16 protein-coding genes are annotated in these 17,411 nt (G+C 35.5%); 5 read left to right on the top strand and 11 right to left on the bottom strand.

Features of this window, described 5'->3' with window-relative positions; translation table 11 throughout:
• Nucleotides 1-560 precede the first annotated feature (560 nt).
• From VCM44_RS08275 to VCM44_RS08260, 4 genes are all read right to left on the bottom strand, one after another.
• Nucleotides 561-953: a hypothetical protein gene (locus VCM44_RS08275; protein ID WP_334678512.1), complete on the bottom strand. Its 393-nt coding sequence runs from the start codon at nucleotides 951-953 to the stop codon at nucleotides 561-563.
• A gap of 21 nt (nucleotides 954-974) precedes the next feature.
• Nucleotides 975-1,364 carry a hypothetical protein gene (locus VCM44_RS08270; protein WP_334678511.1) on the bottom strand — a complete coding sequence of 130 codons (390 nt, stop codon included), beginning with the start codon at nucleotides 1,362-1,364 and terminating at the stop codon, nucleotides 975-977.
• Between the two features lie 111 nt (nucleotides 1,365-1,475).
• Complete coding sequence (locus VCM44_RS08265; RefSeq protein WP_334678510.1) at nucleotides 1,476-2,096, bottom strand: hypothetical protein; 621 nt, start codon at nucleotides 2,094-2,096, stop codon at nucleotides 1,476-1,478.
• Nucleotides 2,097-2,209: 113 nt separating this feature from the next.
• A complete protein-coding gene (locus VCM44_RS08260) occupies nucleotides 2,210-3,337 on the bottom strand; it encodes an MBL fold metallo-hydrolase (RefSeq protein WP_334678509.1) in 1,128 nt (375 codons plus the stop codon).
• A 116-nt stretch (nucleotides 3,338-3,453) separates the two neighbouring features.
• Between VCM44_RS08260 and VCM44_RS08255 the strand changes: the two genes are divergently transcribed.
• Complete coding sequence (locus VCM44_RS08255) at nucleotides 3,454-4,488, top strand: cytochrome-c peroxidase (RefSeq protein ID WP_334678508.1); 1,035 nt, start codon at nucleotides 3,454-3,456, stop codon at nucleotides 4,486-4,488.
• Nucleotides 4,489-4,516: 28 nt separating this feature from the next.
• Here the strand turns inward: VCM44_RS08255 and VCM44_RS08250 are convergent, their stop codons facing one another.
• The 7 genes from VCM44_RS08250 to VCM44_RS08220 form a co-directional block, all read right to left on the bottom strand.
• Nucleotides 4,517-5,617 carry an ABC transporter permease gene (locus VCM44_RS08250; protein WP_334678507.1) on the bottom strand — a complete coding sequence of 367 codons (1,101 nt, stop codon included), beginning with the start codon at nucleotides 5,615-5,617 and terminating at the stop codon, nucleotides 4,517-4,519.
• A gap of 83 nt (nucleotides 5,618-5,700) precedes the next feature.
• Nucleotides 5,701-7,818 (bottom strand): 3-hydroxyacyl-CoA dehydrogenase NAD-binding domain-containing protein, encoded by a 2,118-nt coding sequence (locus VCM44_RS08245; RefSeq protein ID WP_334678506.1) that lies wholly within the window; start codon nucleotides 7,816-7,818, stop codon nucleotides 5,701-5,703.
• A 13-nt stretch (nucleotides 7,819-7,831) separates the two neighbouring features.
• Nucleotides 7,832-9,121, bottom strand: a complete 1,290-nt coding sequence (locus VCM44_RS08240; protein ID WP_115362799.1) for a thiolase family protein — start codon at nucleotides 9,119-9,121, stop codon at nucleotides 7,832-7,834.
• A gap of 133 nt (nucleotides 9,122-9,254) precedes the next feature.
• Entirely contained in the window at nucleotides 9,255-10,265 is a 1,011-nt protein-coding gene (locus VCM44_RS08235; RefSeq protein ID WP_115362801.1) for an OmpH family outer membrane protein, read from the bottom strand.
• A gap of 154 nt (nucleotides 10,266-10,419) precedes the next feature.
• Entirely contained in the window at nucleotides 10,420-10,671 is a 252-nt protein-coding gene (locus tag VCM44_RS08230) for a hypothetical protein (protein WP_115362803.1), read from the bottom strand.
• Between the two features lie 14 nt (nucleotides 10,672-10,685).
• A complete protein-coding gene (locus tag VCM44_RS08225; RefSeq protein ID WP_334678505.1) occupies nucleotides 10,686-12,014 on the bottom strand; it encodes a hypothetical protein in 1,329 nt (442 codons plus the stop codon).
• 4 nt (nucleotides 12,015-12,018) lie between these two features.
• On the bottom strand, nucleotides 12,019-13,362 hold the full coding sequence (locus VCM44_RS08220) for a glycosyltransferase N-terminal domain-containing protein (RefSeq protein WP_334678504.1): 1,344 nt from the start codon (nucleotides 13,360-13,362) through the stop codon (nucleotides 12,019-12,021).
• A 218-nt stretch (nucleotides 13,363-13,580) separates the two neighbouring features.
• Between VCM44_RS08220 and VCM44_RS08215 the strand changes: the two genes are divergently transcribed.
• The 4 genes from VCM44_RS08215 (at nucleotide 13,581) to VCM44_RS08200 (ending at nucleotide 17,396) form a co-directional block, all read left to right on the top strand.
• Nucleotides 13,581-14,459 (top strand): hypothetical protein, encoded by an 879-nt coding sequence (locus VCM44_RS08215; protein WP_334678503.1) that lies wholly within the window; start codon nucleotides 13,581-13,583, stop codon nucleotides 14,457-14,459.
• A gap of 139 nt (nucleotides 14,460-14,598) precedes the next feature.
• The gene (locus tag VCM44_RS08210) at nucleotides 14,599-15,828 is read left to right on the top strand and encodes a hypothetical protein (RefSeq protein WP_334678502.1); all 1,230 of its coding nucleotides are present in this window, start codon (nucleotides 14,599-14,601) and stop codon (nucleotides 15,826-15,828) included.
• A 55-nt stretch (nucleotides 15,829-15,883) separates the two neighbouring features.
• Nucleotides 15,884-16,573 carry a dTMP kinase gene (tmk, locus tag VCM44_RS08205; RefSeq protein ID WP_115362812.1) on the top strand — a complete coding sequence of 230 codons (690 nt, stop codon included), beginning with the start codon at nucleotides 15,884-15,886 and terminating at the stop codon, nucleotides 16,571-16,573.
• Nucleotides 16,545-17,396, top strand: a complete 852-nt coding sequence (locus VCM44_RS08200; RefSeq protein ID WP_334678501.1) for a hypothetical protein — start codon at nucleotides 16,545-16,547, stop codon at nucleotides 17,394-17,396. The genes tmk and VCM44_RS08200 overlap by 29 nt, the downstream gene beginning before the upstream one ends.
• Nucleotides 17,397-17,411 lie beyond the last annotated feature (15 nt).

Genomic DNA, 17,411 nt, shown 5'->3' with positions numbered 1-17,411 from the left:
ACCGAATCACGCGAGCTACGCTCTTTGATTCTTAAATCACATCCATCTATGCTTCAAAACTGTCCTTTGGGACACTTTTGCCGCATGATGTGCCTCAGGAGCAATGGGATAGTCTTCGCAATTCAAGCGACATTTTAGCGCAGCTAAAATTAGCGAAAAAATCTTTCTCATATAACCGAATCACGCGAGCTACGCTCTTTGATTCTTAAATCACATCCATCTATGCTTCAAAACTGTCCTTTGGGACACTTTTGCCGCATGATGTGCCTCAGGAGCAATGGGATAGTCTTCGCAATTTAAGCGACATTTTAGCGCAGCTAAAATTAGCGAAAAAATCTTTCTCATATAACCGAATCACGCGAGCTACGCTCTTTGATTCTTAAATCATATCCATCTATGCTTCAAAACTGTCCTTTGGGACACTTTTGCCGCATGATGTGCCTCAGCAGCAATGAGCAAGTCACCGCAATTTAAGCGACATTTTAGCGAAGCTAAAATTAGCGAAAAAATATCTCTCATAGAACCAAAAGAAACTCTCTCACACAACCCAACAACCCCTTCTACTTACAAAAGTAGTCAACCATCAAGTGAGCTTTCTCATTCGCACTTTTGTAAGTTTCAACAGCGCCATTAACTGCTAACTGATTATCTCCAAAACTTAGACTTTCTAAATCAAATTTGAGATCTTCAGCAACAGTTTCAAGAAGAGCAACCTCCACATTTGTTTCGGCCAAATCTAGAGCTCTATCATACTCTTCAAGCAGACGATTCATTATAAAGTTAACTTCAGATTTTTTTACTTCACTAACTAGCCCAGAGTTATATCTTTGTAGCTCAATATTTGAAATCATCTCAATTGTCTCAACAGAGCTACAGACGGAGCTTGGAATTTCAAATGCTAATATAGTAAATGATGAAAAAAGACACATAAATGTAATAAATAAGTTTTTCATAATCCCCCCAGATTATAATGATTATTTTCGACAAAGTAGATCTATCAGAGAAGTACTTCCTTCTTTTAGATTCTTCATAAGATCAACACCTCGATAAACGTGATAATGATCGAGTCTTCTAGTATTAAAATTTATTTCATTGAGAACTTGGTTTCGAAACATTTTTAAAACAACATGCTTACTCATTTTGATTGTTGAATTCATGGCCGCTTCGTATTCAGATACAATTGAATATAATATCTCTTCAATCTTATAGCTTGGAATCATAGTCGAATGGCCATCTTCAAATGCTAAAATATTTTCAGTTGTGATATTAGTAATTTTTTTTAGAGATTCACATTGGATACTTTGTGATGCAATAATTGATTCTGTAGAAAATAGGCACAAAAGTGCGATAATTAATACTTTCATAATCCCCCCAGATTAATCGATATAAATATTTTCTTTATTATATGATTAAACTGAGGGGCAATTGAGAGGTTCAGTAATATTTATGTACTATGTATATACTTTACACGGCCATTAAAGCCCGTTATTAAGCCCTAGAGCGAGCTGACTCTTTTGCAGATCGACTCTTAAAGATCGACGATTAGGGCCTGCAAATGGGATTGTACCGTTTACTTGTGCTTGAATCATATTAAGCTCACGTCCAACAGTTCTTTCAGTAACTTCTTTTATATGAAAGCTTAAGAAGCCATTAAATACTAAATCACTTTCTTCGATAATATTTCCATCAAAGCCAACAACTGCACCTTTAACTTGAGTCATGCGCTGAGATTGGTCACTATAGTCTTGCTGGTTAAAAGTAAGGACATTTTTACAACTAATAAGCTGAATATTTAAATGATCCTTTGCCATCTCTGCCTTACAAGCAGACTTTGGAAATTTAACAATTAAAGCATTTAAATTATGTAATTCAAAAACATCGCTTAATCGATCTGAAAGCTCAAAATTAAACCCAAAATCAGGATACTGCAACAGAGCACCTTTTATAATAATTTCAATATGCTCAGTAGAGTTATTTAAAACTTCAACTGCTGGCATTTGATAATTCCATGGACTTACATATTTTAGAGACTTAATTTCACTAGCAAATGAATTAATTGATAATAAACCTAATAGAATAACAAATATCTTTTTCATTAATATCTCCTTAATGAGCATTGTGCTCATTGATTAAGAGATAAACTAACGAATTAAATTAGATAAATAAAATACCTATATTAGATCACTGTGATAAAAAATTCTTATACCTATTACCACCATTTTTTTGTAACGTATTCCTGGTGATCAAAGCTTACAATTTCTCCCATCTTAGGGGCCATTAACTTTAGCTTTCCTTGCTGTGAAAACTCATTGAGCTTTATTATAGGATCATCCCACGTGTGAAATGCTAAAGAAAATGCACCCCAGTGAATTGGAAAGTAGTAATCTGCATTGATGTCTTCATAGGCCTTTGGCCATTCATCTGGCAAGAGGTGGACAGCAAACCAATCTGGGTTATATTGACCTGATTCCATAAATGCTACATCAAAAGGACCTAGACGTTGTCCGATTTCTTTAAAATGAGTATCGTAACCAGAGTCACCACTAAAATAGAGATTATTATTACGAGTTTTTACGGCCCAAGATGCCCATAGAGTTGTATTTTCGTGTGCTTGGTCGCGGCCAGAAAAATGCTGAGCAGGTGTTGCCGTAAATTTTACCCCATCAAATTCAACGTTTTGCCACCAATCAAGTTCTGTGACAAGTTTACGATCAATACCCCAGCGTTTTAAGTGTGAGCCAACTCCTAAAGGAGTGATGAATTTAACATCCTTATCCACAAAGAATTTTATGGTTCTCATATCTAAATGATCATAGTGGTCATGAGAGATTAATATATAGTCAATCTTTGGTAATTCTTTAAGTGTTAATACAGTAGGTCCAAAACGTTTAACAAATATTGGTACAGGAGATGAAGAATCTGAAAAGATTGGATCAATTAGAACAATCTTAGAGTCGATATTAAATAAGACTGTTGAATGACCAAACCAAATCGATTTTACAACATCAGACTTCTCTAGAAATTTATCCATATCGGGTTTTAACATTGGAAGTGGTTTATCTGGATAGCGGCCATTGCCCTTACCCAAGAATTCTATGAAGTTAGAAAAACCAAAGCCATCTTTCTTTATTGGCTGTTCACTAGTTATATTAGGTCTGCGATTTACAAACCTCATCTTCTCCTTGTTAAATTGACTAGATTTAGTGAAAGTCTCTAATTCTTCCTTATCTGGGTGTGACCCCATAGAAGACATAAATACTGAAGCAACTTTTGTCACGGCCGAACATCCTGAAAAATTTATTAAAATAATTAACAATATTAACTTCTGCAATTTCATTGTTTCATTCTACTATAAAGCTTTATCTAAATCCTTAAATTAAATATTTCTTACAAAAAATTGTCACAAATTTGAATTAGCATACGAATGAAAGAATAAAACCAATGGAGTAATAAATGAAGTTAACTGTATACACTATTTCTATGCTACTTCTCCTTTCTTGCACAGGAAAAGAGAATAATACCGATAAGAAATCTTTAGAAGAAAGGCGAGAATTATTTGGTAATGGACTAAACTCAATAAGATACTTTGGTGAAAATCGTCCAAAAGAAGAAGTCATCGAACTTGGAAGAATGTTATTTTACGATACTAGGTTAAGTAATGACAAAACAGTAAGCTGTTCAAAATGTCATTTACCACAATTAAGCTTTAGTGATGCTCTTCAAAAATCTATTGGTGCAAAATATCGTCTTTCACATCGTAATGCTCAAACACTAATCAATACTGCAGCTCAAATATCACAACATTGGAACGGAAATCGAAAAGACGTCGAAGAGCAAGCAAAGAAAGCTTTCTTCTTTAAGGGGGCCTATGATCTTAAAGACAGTAGTCATTTAAAGAAGAAACTTGTGGAAAATAATTATAATGAAGCATTTAAAAAGGCTTTTAACACTGAGCTTATCACATCTAATGAAAACGACATTTTAGAATTGAGTGCAAAATCAATTGGCGCCTTTGAAAGAACTCTCGTCGGTCCAGCTATTTTTGATGATTACCTTGAGGGGAAAGATGACGTTCTTAATTTAGAACAAAAAAGTGGACTCAAGAAATTTACCCAATACGGATGCATCGGCTGTCATAATGGTAATCTTGTCGGTGGAGGAATGTATCAGAAATTTGGAATCGTTGAAGATCCCTATAAGTACACAAAGAGTAAGAATCGTGACTTAGGCCGCTACACACATACAAAGGATGAAGATGATAAAGAGTATTTTAAAGTCCCTCCACTTAGAAATGTAACAAAGACATCTCCCTACTTTCATGATGGTAGTGTGGCCTCACTTGATGAAGCAATTGATATAATGGGGCGAGTTCAACTTGGAGTGGAGATTCCAAAAGAAGATCGAAAACTAATTATTGAATTTCTAAAAACGCTAGAAACAAAAGAGGAGCATTTAAAAGAACTAACAAGGATTCCTGATCTTCCGTAGTGAAGTTTTGAAACAAATCGAACACAGGTTAAGTACCAACCTTTTTTACGAAGGTCATGAAATTGCCATTGTCTTTAAAGAATCGCCAATTAGATAACAACGTAAAGACGACAGTGATAATAACGGGAACAATGAATGAATAGAAAAATGATGATGCCTCAAAACGTACTGGTAATGAACGATCAACAAACATGGCCGGCATGATTGTAGGTGAAAACTGAACTAACAATTTTAACACAATAAAGCTTAAGATATTTCCAACTGCAATTGCACTTGCAGTTATGATTGCAATATTTAAACCACCGTATTTCTTTATATGGCCCATGCTCATGCCAAGAATCCAAAATGAGGCAAAGTCATTTCTAACACGTGCATAGAAAATTGAAAGACCAGAAATAATTGAAAATGTAACAAGAACAATAGTTGCTAGAAATAGAAAAAGAACGACATTATTTTCTAAGGCCAGAGCAAATACGAGGTTTTGATTTAATTCTTCCCAAGTATGAAAACGTGCTCCATCCCCTGCAAACTTCGACTTAAGTTGTTCTTCTTGTATTTTCGTTAAGTTTGAGAAGACTCTAAGCTTATTATAATGACGAGACTTAGCAATAGAGAATGCACTATAAGCGTGTCCCCAAGCGTGAAATTCATCAATATCAGGGTCCATAGAATCGGTAAAGGCCTCAACATCAAGAGACTTAAAACGAGGTAATTCGCCAAAGAATGTATCTGTATGGGCCGGTGAGATTAATTGCACACGATCATCAAGTCCTGCATAAACCTTACGAGCTAAATATGGCGACATTAAGATCTCATTTCTCTTAGGCCAATGATCAATGGCCTTTGGAAGTATTGAACTTGTATCTTCTATAATTCCGTGAAAAATGACTGGTGCTAAATAACCTTCTAATCTTATCAGGCCTTCAATTTCATACTCTAATGTATACTTATAATTATTATCATTGAGATAAGAAGAGGCCTTTTTAAAATTGAAGTCTTTTTCAAGGTCAATAATATAGCGACCTAATGTTTGTTTACCACGTTCAATACGATTGCTTTGCAACCCTTTTAAAACTGATTGAACAGTAAGTAGAGAAAAGCTAGATATAACAAGACTCGCCAAGGCCATAATAAGTAGCCTTTGGCGAGTCTTCGCTTTAAATAAATAACTTAAAAAGAATTTAAAGAAACTAAAAAACATTATTCTTAGTTCTATAATTCGTAGAACTTTCCATTATCACTTGCGAGTTTATTAATTAACTCACAAGGAGTGTAGCGATCTTTATCAACACTATCTGCAAATTTAAGCATCTCTTCTTTTAATCTCGCAATACCTTGAGTATCTGCATATCTTAGAAGTCCTCCTCTAAATGGAGGGAATCCGATACCAAAAATTAGACCAAGATCAACATCTTTTGCTTTTGCAACAATCTTATCTTCAAGAGTCGTTGCAGCTTCGTTAATCATTGGTAAGAAAATTCGCATTTGAATTTCAGTTTCGCTCATCTTCTTAGATGCTTTTGGAAGCATTTTCCATGCTTCATCATTAGGTCCTGTAACCTTTCCTTTCTCATCGTAAAGGTAGAAGCCTTTAGAGTTCTTCTTGCCTAAGAATTCTTTTTCAAGCATCTGCTTTCCAATTCCATTAGAAGCAAGACGTGCTCCAAGGCCATCGAAAATAATCTTAGAAACTTTATCACCTACATCGATTCCAACTTCATCTAAAAGCCTAAATGGCCCCATTGGCATACCAAAGTTTAGACAAGCATCATCGATATCTTTAATTGAAACACCTTCTTCTAATAAGAATCCTGCTTCATTCATATATGGCATAAGAATTCTATTAACTAGGAATCCTGGCCCATCATTAACAACAACAGGAGTCTTCTTAGTTTTTACAACCCAATTATAAAGAGATTCAACAGTTTCGTCTGAAACGTTATCATGCTTAATAATTTCTACTAAAGGCATCATATGAACAGGGTTAAAGAAGTGAAGTCCAGCAAAACGAGAACTATCTTCTAATGCCTTAGACATCTCTTGAATTGATAGAGATGAAGTATTTGACGTAAGAATTGTATCTGGACGAACTTTTGTTTCTGTCTCAGCAAATACTTTCTTTTTGATATCCATATTTTCAACAACGGCCTCAATTACAAGGTCAGTATGTTCAAAACCACGATAATCTGTTTGAGCACTAATTGATCTCATCTTGCGCTCAAAATCATCTTTAGACATACGTTTTCTTTTTACAGCACCTGAAAAGTTACTTGAAGCCTGCTTTAAACCAAGCTCTAGTCCGTGTTGGTTTAGATCCTTCATGATTGGAAACATATCATTTTTGGCCATAAGCCATGCGATTCCACCACCCATTGTACCGGCACCAAGACAAGCTCCACGCTTTAATGGACGTCCTACACCTTTAGCATCATCCATTTTCTTAGATCCTTCCATTAAGAAGAAAATATGACGTAGGTTCTTTGATTGTTCACCAATACATAACTCTCCAAAAGCTTGTGCTTCTGTTGTTAAGTAAGATGCGCGACCTTTCATCACTCCACCTTCCATAACATCAAGTATTTTAAGAGGGGCCTGATAGAAGCCTTTTGTTTTCTTTAAAACTGACTCGCGGGCCTTTTGAAAAATAATTTTCTTTGTAAATACGTTATCAGTAGCAGCATCTTGTACTTTATCCATCATGCTACGCTTATCTGCTTTTTTCTTAAAATGCTTTGGAGCAAGATCAAGAAGGCGCTCTTTTGCATAAATCTCATCAGCAATTCCAACTTTCTTTGCTTTCTTTGCATTTAAGTTCTTACCAGTAAGGATCATATCTAAAGCAGTTGGAAGTCCCACTTTCTTTGGCAGGCGATAAGTTCCACCAAAGCCTGGAATTAATCCAAGTTTAACTTCAGGAAGTCCAAGTCCAGTAGACTTATCATCACTCACAATAATAGACTTACATGATAGAGCAAACTCAAGTCCACCACCAAGACATACACCGTTTACACAGGCCACAGTCGGCATTTTAAGGTCTTCAAGACGATTAAAAATTGTCTGCCCTGCCTCAGCTCCAGCCTGGCCATCAGCAGCCGTATGCATTGTATCGAATAGATTGATATCCGCACCTGCTAAGAAGCATCTATCTTTGTGTGAAAAGAAGATGGCACCATCTAATTCTTTTTCTTTTGAGTGAAGATCTTCAACAATATCTTGAAGCTCTTTTAATGTTTCTTCATCTAAAACCGTCATTGCCTTGTCACAATTGTAACCAAAACCAACAAACGCTTTCTTATCCTTAATTTCAAAACTTAATCTTTTATATGTCATATCTGTATCCTACTTATTTTTGAAGGTTCTCAATAATCATGGCACCACCTTGGCCACCACCAATACAAAGGGAAGCAATTCCGTAACCGGCCTTACGCTTTTTAAGCTCATGTGCAAGTGTAACAACAAGACGTGATCCAGTTGAACCAACAGGGTGTCCAAGTGCAATTGCCCCACCGTTTACATTAAGTTTCTCATCAGGAATTTCTCCCCAAAGCTTATCAACACCAAATTTGTCTGCAACTTTTTGATCAGTAAAAGCTTTCTTAACAGCAATAATTTGAGCAGCAAATGCTTCGTTAATTTCAACAAGATCCATCTGTTCTAAAGTTAGACCTGTTCTTCTAAAAACACCATCCATTGCTAATAGAGGTCCCATTCCCATACGCTCAGGCTCTAGACCGTGGAAGTGGTAGTCAACAACTCGCGCCATTGGCTCTAAGTTGTATTTTTTCACTGCTTCTTCAGAGCAGAAAAGGATTGCTGATCCACCATCAGTAATTGGACAACTATTTCCAACTGTAACTGTACCTGATTTACGATCAAAGTAAGGCTTCATCTTAGCAAGACCTTCAACAGAAGATTCTTTACGTGGACCGTGATCATTCATTAATAATTTATCTAATTTTGCACCGTATATTAAAGGGACAATTTCATCTGCAAAACGCCCTTCTTCAATGGCCTTAATGGCCTTGTGGTGTGACTCATTTGCATACTCATCTTGTTGCTCACGTGTAATTCCTAACTCACGTGCAAGAAGTTCTGCTGTTTGTCCCATATTTAACCCACAAAAAGGATCTGTTAGACCTTGCTCAATAGCAACAATAGGAGAAAGATAGGCCGGCTTAAAGCTTGATAAAACTTTTAGCTTATCACCTGTTGTTTTTGCCTTCATAAGCTTTGCAAAAAGCTCAGTCATCTGCTTTCCATAGATAAGAGGCATATTTGACATCGACTCAACACCACCAGCAACAACGATCTCGCTGCGGCCAGATGCAACTTTTAAAAAGCCTTGTGAAGCAGCTTCTAAACCAGAGGCACAATTGCGGTGAACAGAGTAACCTGAAGTTTTCTTATGTAGTCCTGCTTCAAGAGCGATAACTCGTCCAATATTTGGATATTTAGCTGGTGTCCCTGTGTTACCAAAAATAACCTCATCAACAGCATCATCTTCAATACTTGTCCCATCCATAATATGACGTACAAGGTAAGCTCCAAGGTATGGCGCTTGAATATCTTTAATAATTGTACCGGATTTGGCCTGTGGAGTTCTTACGGCCTCAACAATGTAGACTGGTTTCATCTATGATTCCTTTCTTCTGATTAATTGTTTTGACACTATTGTAGGGATTTTGACAGGTTATGCAAACAAAAAAAGGCTCCACTTTGGGAGCCTTCTTATTAGAACAGGATAAATTTCTTATTTAAACAATTGATTAGAATAGGTATGACAGTCCAAGACCTAAAGTGAATGAATCTGCACCTTCAAGGTTCTTAGCTTGATTATTTAGAACATAATCATTTGCTGAACCAGCATATTCATCTTCTTCACCCATTCTAAAGATATTCTTATCGTAGTTTAGCGCTAGCTGAACTCCAAATTCTTTAGCAAAATTAACTTCTGCACCTAAAGTCGCTCCACCTGAAACATAGCGATAAGATAATTCAGTATTATTAAAGCTATCTCTTGGGTTTTCAATTTTAAAGTTACCAAAGTGAACTTTAGTCCCAAGGCTTAAGAATGGCTTAATTTTCGCAGCACGAGAAAAGTAGAACTTAGCGTGTCCACCGAAATTAAACTCATTATATGAAATTTCATCATTTGCTGAGTGGTAATAACCAGTGCTGTAACAACCAGAATAACTACATGAGTATCCTCTATTACTAGCTAAGTCTTGGTCACCAATAGTCATTCCCATATAACCAACACTAATACCTACATCAACGCGATCAGAAACCTTAGTTTCTACTACCGCATCAAAATTAAGTCCTGCTGTCCACTCTTTCTGATCACCAGTGATTGTTTTAAATCCTGTTTGAACAGAAACTTTATTATCCAATTGTGGCCCTTGAGGTACAACTGGAGCTACGACCTCAGATCTAGCTGGAGCTGATTGAATGCTATTGATCTCGTCCATGGCCTTAATTTGACCTTCTAGAGCCTTTTGAATCTTCTTAGCGATTCTTCTCTCTTCTTTAAGACGCATATCCTCAACATTCTTTCTCATCATTTGCTCGTGCTTTTCCTCGAGCTCACGACGAAGCTTTTGAATCTTGTCTGCCGCAGATTTCTTCTTTTTCTTTTTGTAAAATCCATCCAGATTAATTTCATCTGTATGAACGACTTGATCTGTCTCACTTAATAGTGGGTCTTCTTGTGCAAATGAAGCTGCACTAGAAAAGATCAATGCTGCCATCACGGCGCAATTAAACTTTGTTGTTTTCATTCTGTACTCCCTGTTCTTTGTAGTTCTTTGTACTAAATAAGAGTTTTATACTTGTTTATAACACGTAGCGAGATTATTCTCTGCAAAAGGTGAACGTTGATGAAATTATTTCATGGAGAAAGAAAAACACTTAAAAATCAGACACTTAGACTGTCTAACGAAGGTTATAATAGCGAAATTTATCGGCCCTGACATCAGTTGAGCTATCAAGACCTATGGTATCAAGGAAACACAGAGGGTTTATGCTGCCTCGATCACAAGCACCGGGATCGGCCTTGAATCTGGCATCAAGAGTTTGAAAAGCAGCAAACATAATGGATACAATTGCAGTAATTAAAAGCAGATACTCGACAACAGTCTGTCCTTTATCATTATTTAACTCATTATGCTTTTTACTTTCTATCATTATAGTCCCTAATTTTAGACAAAAGTTTTATAATCTCTTGCCTCTAATAGAGTTTGAGTTATTCCAAGGTTATTTTTCTTTAAAGGCCCGTGATAATACACGCCCTTTACACTTTCAAGTTTACCACGACTTCCTGTTCTAAACTTGAGTTTTACATTTTCTCTAGCATTTAAAAGTCCATGATTTCTTAAAAGACAAACTTCATCTATGGCAACACAATTTAATAAAACATCTTGTGAATCGATTATCTCATTTTCAATTAGTAGTTTGTGAAACATATCTTGAACAAAGTCTACTTTGAAACAGTCTTCAAAACGCCAATACACCTTCACTTCACAAACGCCATCACCACCTATTTTTTTACGAATAAAGGCAACGTCGCTACCAAAGCTATGAGCATCAAAATGATAATACTCTCCAGACAATAAATTATCAGACATTTTATAATTAAGCTTGATACAGCCATATACGCTACTTAAATCATGGCCAATTCCCAACCTTTCAACGTTAGAGCTGAAGATGGCCATTTTTGATGGTGCTACAACTCCACTATAAGAAGCAAGTTGAGCGGCCCAAGGTCTTGCGTTTGAAAAACTAAATTCTTCAATCGTATCTTCTAAAGTTACTCCTCCAAGCTTTTCGATGGCATCCTTGGCCTGGGCCTCTAGAGCGAGACTCCAAATAAAGCGATATCTTGGAGATAATAGAACAATGAAGAAGTATATTAACTCAAGATCAGAAAATGTAAGCTCTATTGATTGTGTATAAATACAACGCAAAGAACTCATTAGCTTTTGTAATTCGCTATTGTTTTTAAACTCTCGTCTAAATGAAGAGTAACAATCATAAATATAATCAGGAAGTGCACTTTTAAAAGTAGCAACAGAAACTTGGTGAATCGTCTTGTAACGACATAATGACTCTCCAAGACGACTTACTGCTGTTAGGAAGTCCTCTTCAAAATCACTTATCTCTTTTTGTTCAGAAGCAAGTATCTGCTGTAATTGCGCATGTAAGTTTGGAAATTGTCTTGTTACCTGTGAATAATTCAGATAAGGCCTAGGTGATGCGAATTCATATCTTTTAGAATTAACTAATAAGCAAAATGGAGCCAGCTCAAAATTTGATTTCTTAAAAATTGATGACTCTTCATCAATATCTGATATCCATGTTTTAATGAAAGCTAAATCAATAGGCCCATAGAATTTAAAATAAGGATCGTTAGACTTAATTCTTTGATCCTTTAAATAGACAGCATCATGCCCGCTTTTTAAAATTTGAGACGAAGTTAAAAAACTCGTTATATTATTACCTATAATTAATGTATCAATATTTTTATTCATAATTTTACTTTGTTAATAAGTTAATTAATTTTCTCTTGGCCAATTCACTTTCTTCAATCATAGCAGAGATGACCTCAGCTTTCATAGAGTCTTCATTTTCTTGACTCATTATATGGTAAATCTCATGACAGTCTTCAATAATCTTTATATTAAAATTTGATGAGATAATCATATCGTATTCTGTCGAGCGATGAATATTAGGGCCACAGAAGATTTTCGAACCAGCAACAAATGGCTCCAATAATGAGTGAACACCTTTACCGTGGCCACCACCAACGTACACCTTATGAAAGTATGGATAGATTTCACAAAGGATTCCCTTCACTGTACATAAGATTAGTCCAGGATTCATTGTAATCTCTGTCAGAAAAGACTGAAATGATTCAAGTGATAATTTTGATTCATCTAAAATATGTATCTTTAACTTTGGAGAGAGTTTTTTGATCTCTGATAACATCTCTTCCACTTTATCTTCTTTTAATAAATGGGGAGCTAGAAATATAAATTTCTTCTTATCTGCTATATCATTTAATAAATTTGTATCATTGAAGAAAGTGAATTCATTTATCCACATTTGAGCAAGACAAATTCTATCTTGATAAGGATAGAGTCCTAAAATCTGACTTAAGAACTCATAGTGTTTATGTTTTCTAAAACTCTTTTGACGAGAGTTAATCTGAAGCATACGAAGTTCAATTGGGGCAACGATCTGAGTGCCTAACTGCGCACTTTCAAATACCTTCTGATCTTCAGTAGTTGCAGCAATAACCTCACTAAATTGAGCGTAGATAAACTTCTTAATCCAAGAGATGATAGGTTTACCATCTTTATTAAACCTTGCTTTAGAGCTTTTTGAAGTAGCGGAAAATAAGATAAACTCACTCATCTTTGATCCAAGATAAATAAGCTCAGGAAAAAAGTCATATCTAACCATCATCATCTTTGAGGCACTAGACCAAGCAATAATATTTTGTCTTTTTAAAAGTGGAAAGTATGTGATGAGGGGCAACCTTAGATAACGAACTCTCTCACGATGGGCCTGATAATATTCAACGACCTTGTGCTCCACACTAGGAGAAGTGAAAAGCAATTCAACATTTTTACCATGTGAAATTAGCTCATCAATAATAGGCCTAATTTGCTCGAACTCCCCTTCACTTGAGAAATGAAATAAGCAGTGGGCCTTCTTGCCTACACGAGAAAATGCTCTCGTTCCTTCATCCTGATAATTTTTGGACTCAAAACTTACTCGACGATAAAATGGCCCTATTCTTAATAAGTAGAAAAATAGAAAAAATGGATAGGCCACTATTCGAAGAATCGCCTGAATAAGAAAAATCAACAACATACAAATAGTATAAAGATACATCTAAGAGAATAGAAGCTAAAAATGTGGTCGAGATGACACCTAGTGGATACATTTTACATAAAATTATATAAAACGAGTGTCATTTTCTTAAAAAATCTTACATATAACTTTAATTTTGTACCTTAACGAAATTCTGGATTGCCATACAATAAAAAAACTTCGATTATTGGCTATTGTATAAAAAGAGGGAGAAAAAAATGGGATTATTTAGGGGAGCGATACTCGCATTCATGGTTACCAGCGCACTTGGTGCTACATCAACGGCATCAATGCCTTCAGTACCAGCTACAACGACAACTCAACAAACAGCAGCGACACCAAATCCAGAAGAAAACACAATTTGGCAAAAATTAAAGAAATCACCATTTAATGCCCAATATTTAGTGGAAGGATCAAATGGTTTTAAAGAATCAATTAATGGATACAGTTTCTATAACTACCTATATTTAGGTTACAATATCAACGACAGATTTGCTGTAAAAGTTGTTCCTTATTGGCAAACAGACTTCTCAGAAAAACAAGAAAATAAAGATGGAAGCCGTACAATTCATCAACAATACGGTGCAACTCAAGCAAGACTTTATGTTAAGAAACTTTTAACTGATAAAGAAAATGGTTACGACCTTTATCTTCAATACCGTCTATACCACTACCCGGCCGCCACAAGAAAGTCTGGATATGATGCAAAACAACGCTTTTACCTAATTGGTGGAAAGACAATTAATGATAAATTAAGAATCGGTACTTATGCATTTTACGAAAGTTATATTAGAAACTCTGGTAAATCATCTCTTTTAGCAAATTACTACGCAGCAGTTGCTCCAACATATTATATAAGTGATAAGCTATATACATCACTTACAATTGACTACTATAGACAACAAAGAAAATCTGGAAGTACAGAATCTGAGACTCTTTCAGTTTCTCCAGAAATTGGATACAGCTTCCCATTTGTTTCTCTTTCAGCATCACTAGCTCTTGAGCCAGTAGACTTTAGAGGTGAAGATCCTGATTTTGTTGATGAAACACTTAAGAATGCCAGACTAGTAGTGTCGGCCTATTTCTCAATCCTATAATTTCATAATTACATTACAGATACTTACTAGGCCGACTTTATAAGTCGGCCTTTATTTTTAAAGCTTTATTAAACATCAGGCAATATTTTCCGATAACTCTAGTAAGAAAGTGATTAAACTTATCAGGGTTTGAGGATTTATGAGTTCAAATACAAAGAAGAAAGTTACAGAATATCTACTGACTAAGAAGCAGATCTCAGCTGGCCTCTATGAGCCAAATGAAGTCTACTACATTAAAGACAGTGGAAAAGAACTTGGACCATTCTGGCAGGAAGATTTAAAAGAGTTTATTGATGACTATGGACTTCTTAATCAAAATGTTCTCGCTAAGAGCTTAAACGACTCAGATTGGACACCAGTAACTTCTCACCCATTATTCCAAAGACGAAGACCTGAAATTGTAAAAGAATTTAAAATTGATGAAGATGATCAATTCTTCTTACTAAAAAATGGTAAGAAAGATGGACCTTTTACAAGCAATGAGGTCAATGCAAAGCTTGATAAATTAGAGGTGCTTCACACTGATCTTGTATCTGTTGATAATGGGATCAGTTGGGGAACTATTTACGAATTTGAAGTATTTGATCGTCGTACTAGAGATAATCAAAGTTTGCCTGAATCACCGCAAGGTCATGTTTTTCAAAACTCTATGCTTGATGCGGATCGTGCGATGGCCGTATCTAAAAAAGATCAAGGCGATCGCGAATTTATTTATGATCTTGCTTATATTGGAAACCAAAAGCTAAATCCGAATAAGCCACAAATTGATGATTTTGAACAAAAAGAACAAACAGATAATACTGCAATGTTTAGACTAGCTGCTTTTGCTTTTAGCTTTATCGTTGTAGCTGCAGTATTTTTTACTTTTTCAAACTTTTCAGGAAGCCCTGAGCCAGTAGCGAAAAAACCAAAAGTGCAAAGAACGCAACGTACTCCAGCTGCTAAGAAGAGAACTCAACCAAAAGTTCAAGAAAGGCCAAAGCCTACAAAGAAGCCTACAACGAGAATTAAAAAGAAGAAAGAGGCCCCTAAAAGAGAGATTACAAGAAGCGATAGACCTCTTAATAAAGGAAGTTTTCTAAGTGACACTAGAGAGATGACTGATGGACAAATGGATCCAAGAGACCTGCCTCCTGAAGTTATTTTTGATGATAACTCTGAAGCATTAGAGCTTGATCCGATCAGAGAGAGAATATCAAAAGAAACTTTTGATCCACAACAAGAAGAGTTAGAAAATTATGACGAACTTGATGCGGCCCGTGAAATTGTCGATGATTATCTTGAGCGCTCACCTGCTGCAGGAGGACAAGAAGAGTTCTATGAAGATGAGTTTGTCCCTGAAGATGCTATTGAAGGTAGTGAGTATTAAGCAAAATTTTAAAGAATAAGTAGTCAAAAATTAAATATTTGTGTTATTTTTAAGTATGGAAAACACAAATGAAATCACGAATTTAACACAATACTTTAGAAAGGCCGCTTTCCCTGGCTCATATTTTTTCAGTTTCGAAGGTATCGAAGGATCTGGAAAATCAACTCAAATCGTAAAGATTAAAGACTATCTAGAAACAAAAGGTTTCAACGTAATTGTCATTAGAGAACCAGGTGGAACTGCATTTGGGGAAAAGCTTAGACAAGCAATTCTGACGTCTACACAAGAACTTCACCCAGCAGCGGAAGCACACTTATTTGCTTCAGCAAGAGCGCAGAATCTTTCATCATTAATTCTTCCAGAGCTTGAAACACCTAATACTGTTGTTATCTGTGACCGTTTTCTAGATAGCTCAATAGCCTACCAAGGTGTAGCAAGAGGTTTAGGGCCAGAATATATTTTAAATATTCACTCTAGTTTCCCTCTTAATATCGTTCCTCATAAAACATTCTACTTAAGAATTGATTTACAAAAGTCATTAGAGAGACAGCGACTAAGAAATATGCCTAAAGACTATTTTGAATCAAGAGATAATAGCTTTCATCAAAACCTCATTGAAGGATATGATTATTGTGCAAGTATTTTCTCTGATCGCGTATCAGTAATAGATGGTTCACAGAGCATGGATGATGTTACAAACGAATTAATAAATAACATTGACCAAATTATTAATGCAAAAGAATAATCAAGAACAAGATCTCGCCTTTAAGGCCCTCTTTAAAAGATACAAATCTTCTCAGATGGCGCATTTCTATACCCTACACACAGCAGGGCAATTAGAAGTTGATGAGAAATCTAAAATCTTAAGTAATTGGACAACTAACTTCCTTGAAAATATTCTCATGTTTGAAAATAATTGGGATCATGACCATGCAAGCGAATCCTTAACTCTAGGCCATGAAGACATACTAATTATTGAGACAGAAGAGAAAAGCTATAAAGTAAGTGATAAGAAAATTGAAGAATTTTTCGACTTTATTCGATTTAGGCCATCAAAATTAAAATACTGCATTACTATATTTAAAGACTCTCAAAAGATATCACCAATACTGGCAAATAAATTATTAAAAACACTGGAAGAGCCTCCTGCAGGCCATTTATTTATTTTTCTAAAATCTTCAAATGAGAAGTCACTAGCAACAATCGATTCAAGAACTATTAATATTCACATTACTAATGACTCTAATGATAATATTGATAAGGTTCAAAATCTCGATTTTCATAGCTTTCTAGATAGAAGCTGTAAAGATACTGAACTTAAAGACATCTTAGTTGAGATAAGAGATGGCAATCTAAAATTAGATGCAATCCAAGGCCTTATAAAAGAGAAGCCTGCCAGAGAATTAAACCTCCACCACTTGATAGCTGCCTATATTAATCAAAACGAAAAATTTGATATTAGGGATCAAATGAAGTGTCTAGAAGCAATAAAGAATTCAACTGAAGAAATTCCATTTAATGGTGCTGTAAAGTCACGTCTTTCACGCCTTTTGCAGTTCGTTATATAAGAAATTTACGATGCA

It is taken from the genome of Halobacteriovorax sp. DPLXC-1, from assembly GCF_036903125.1.
GTDB classification, from domain to species: Bacteria; Bdellovibrionota; Bacteriovoracia; order Bacteriovoracales; family Bacteriovoracaceae; genus Halobacteriovorax_A; species Halobacteriovorax_A vibrionivorans.
This window is presented reverse-complemented; position numbering and strand designations above follow the sequence as displayed.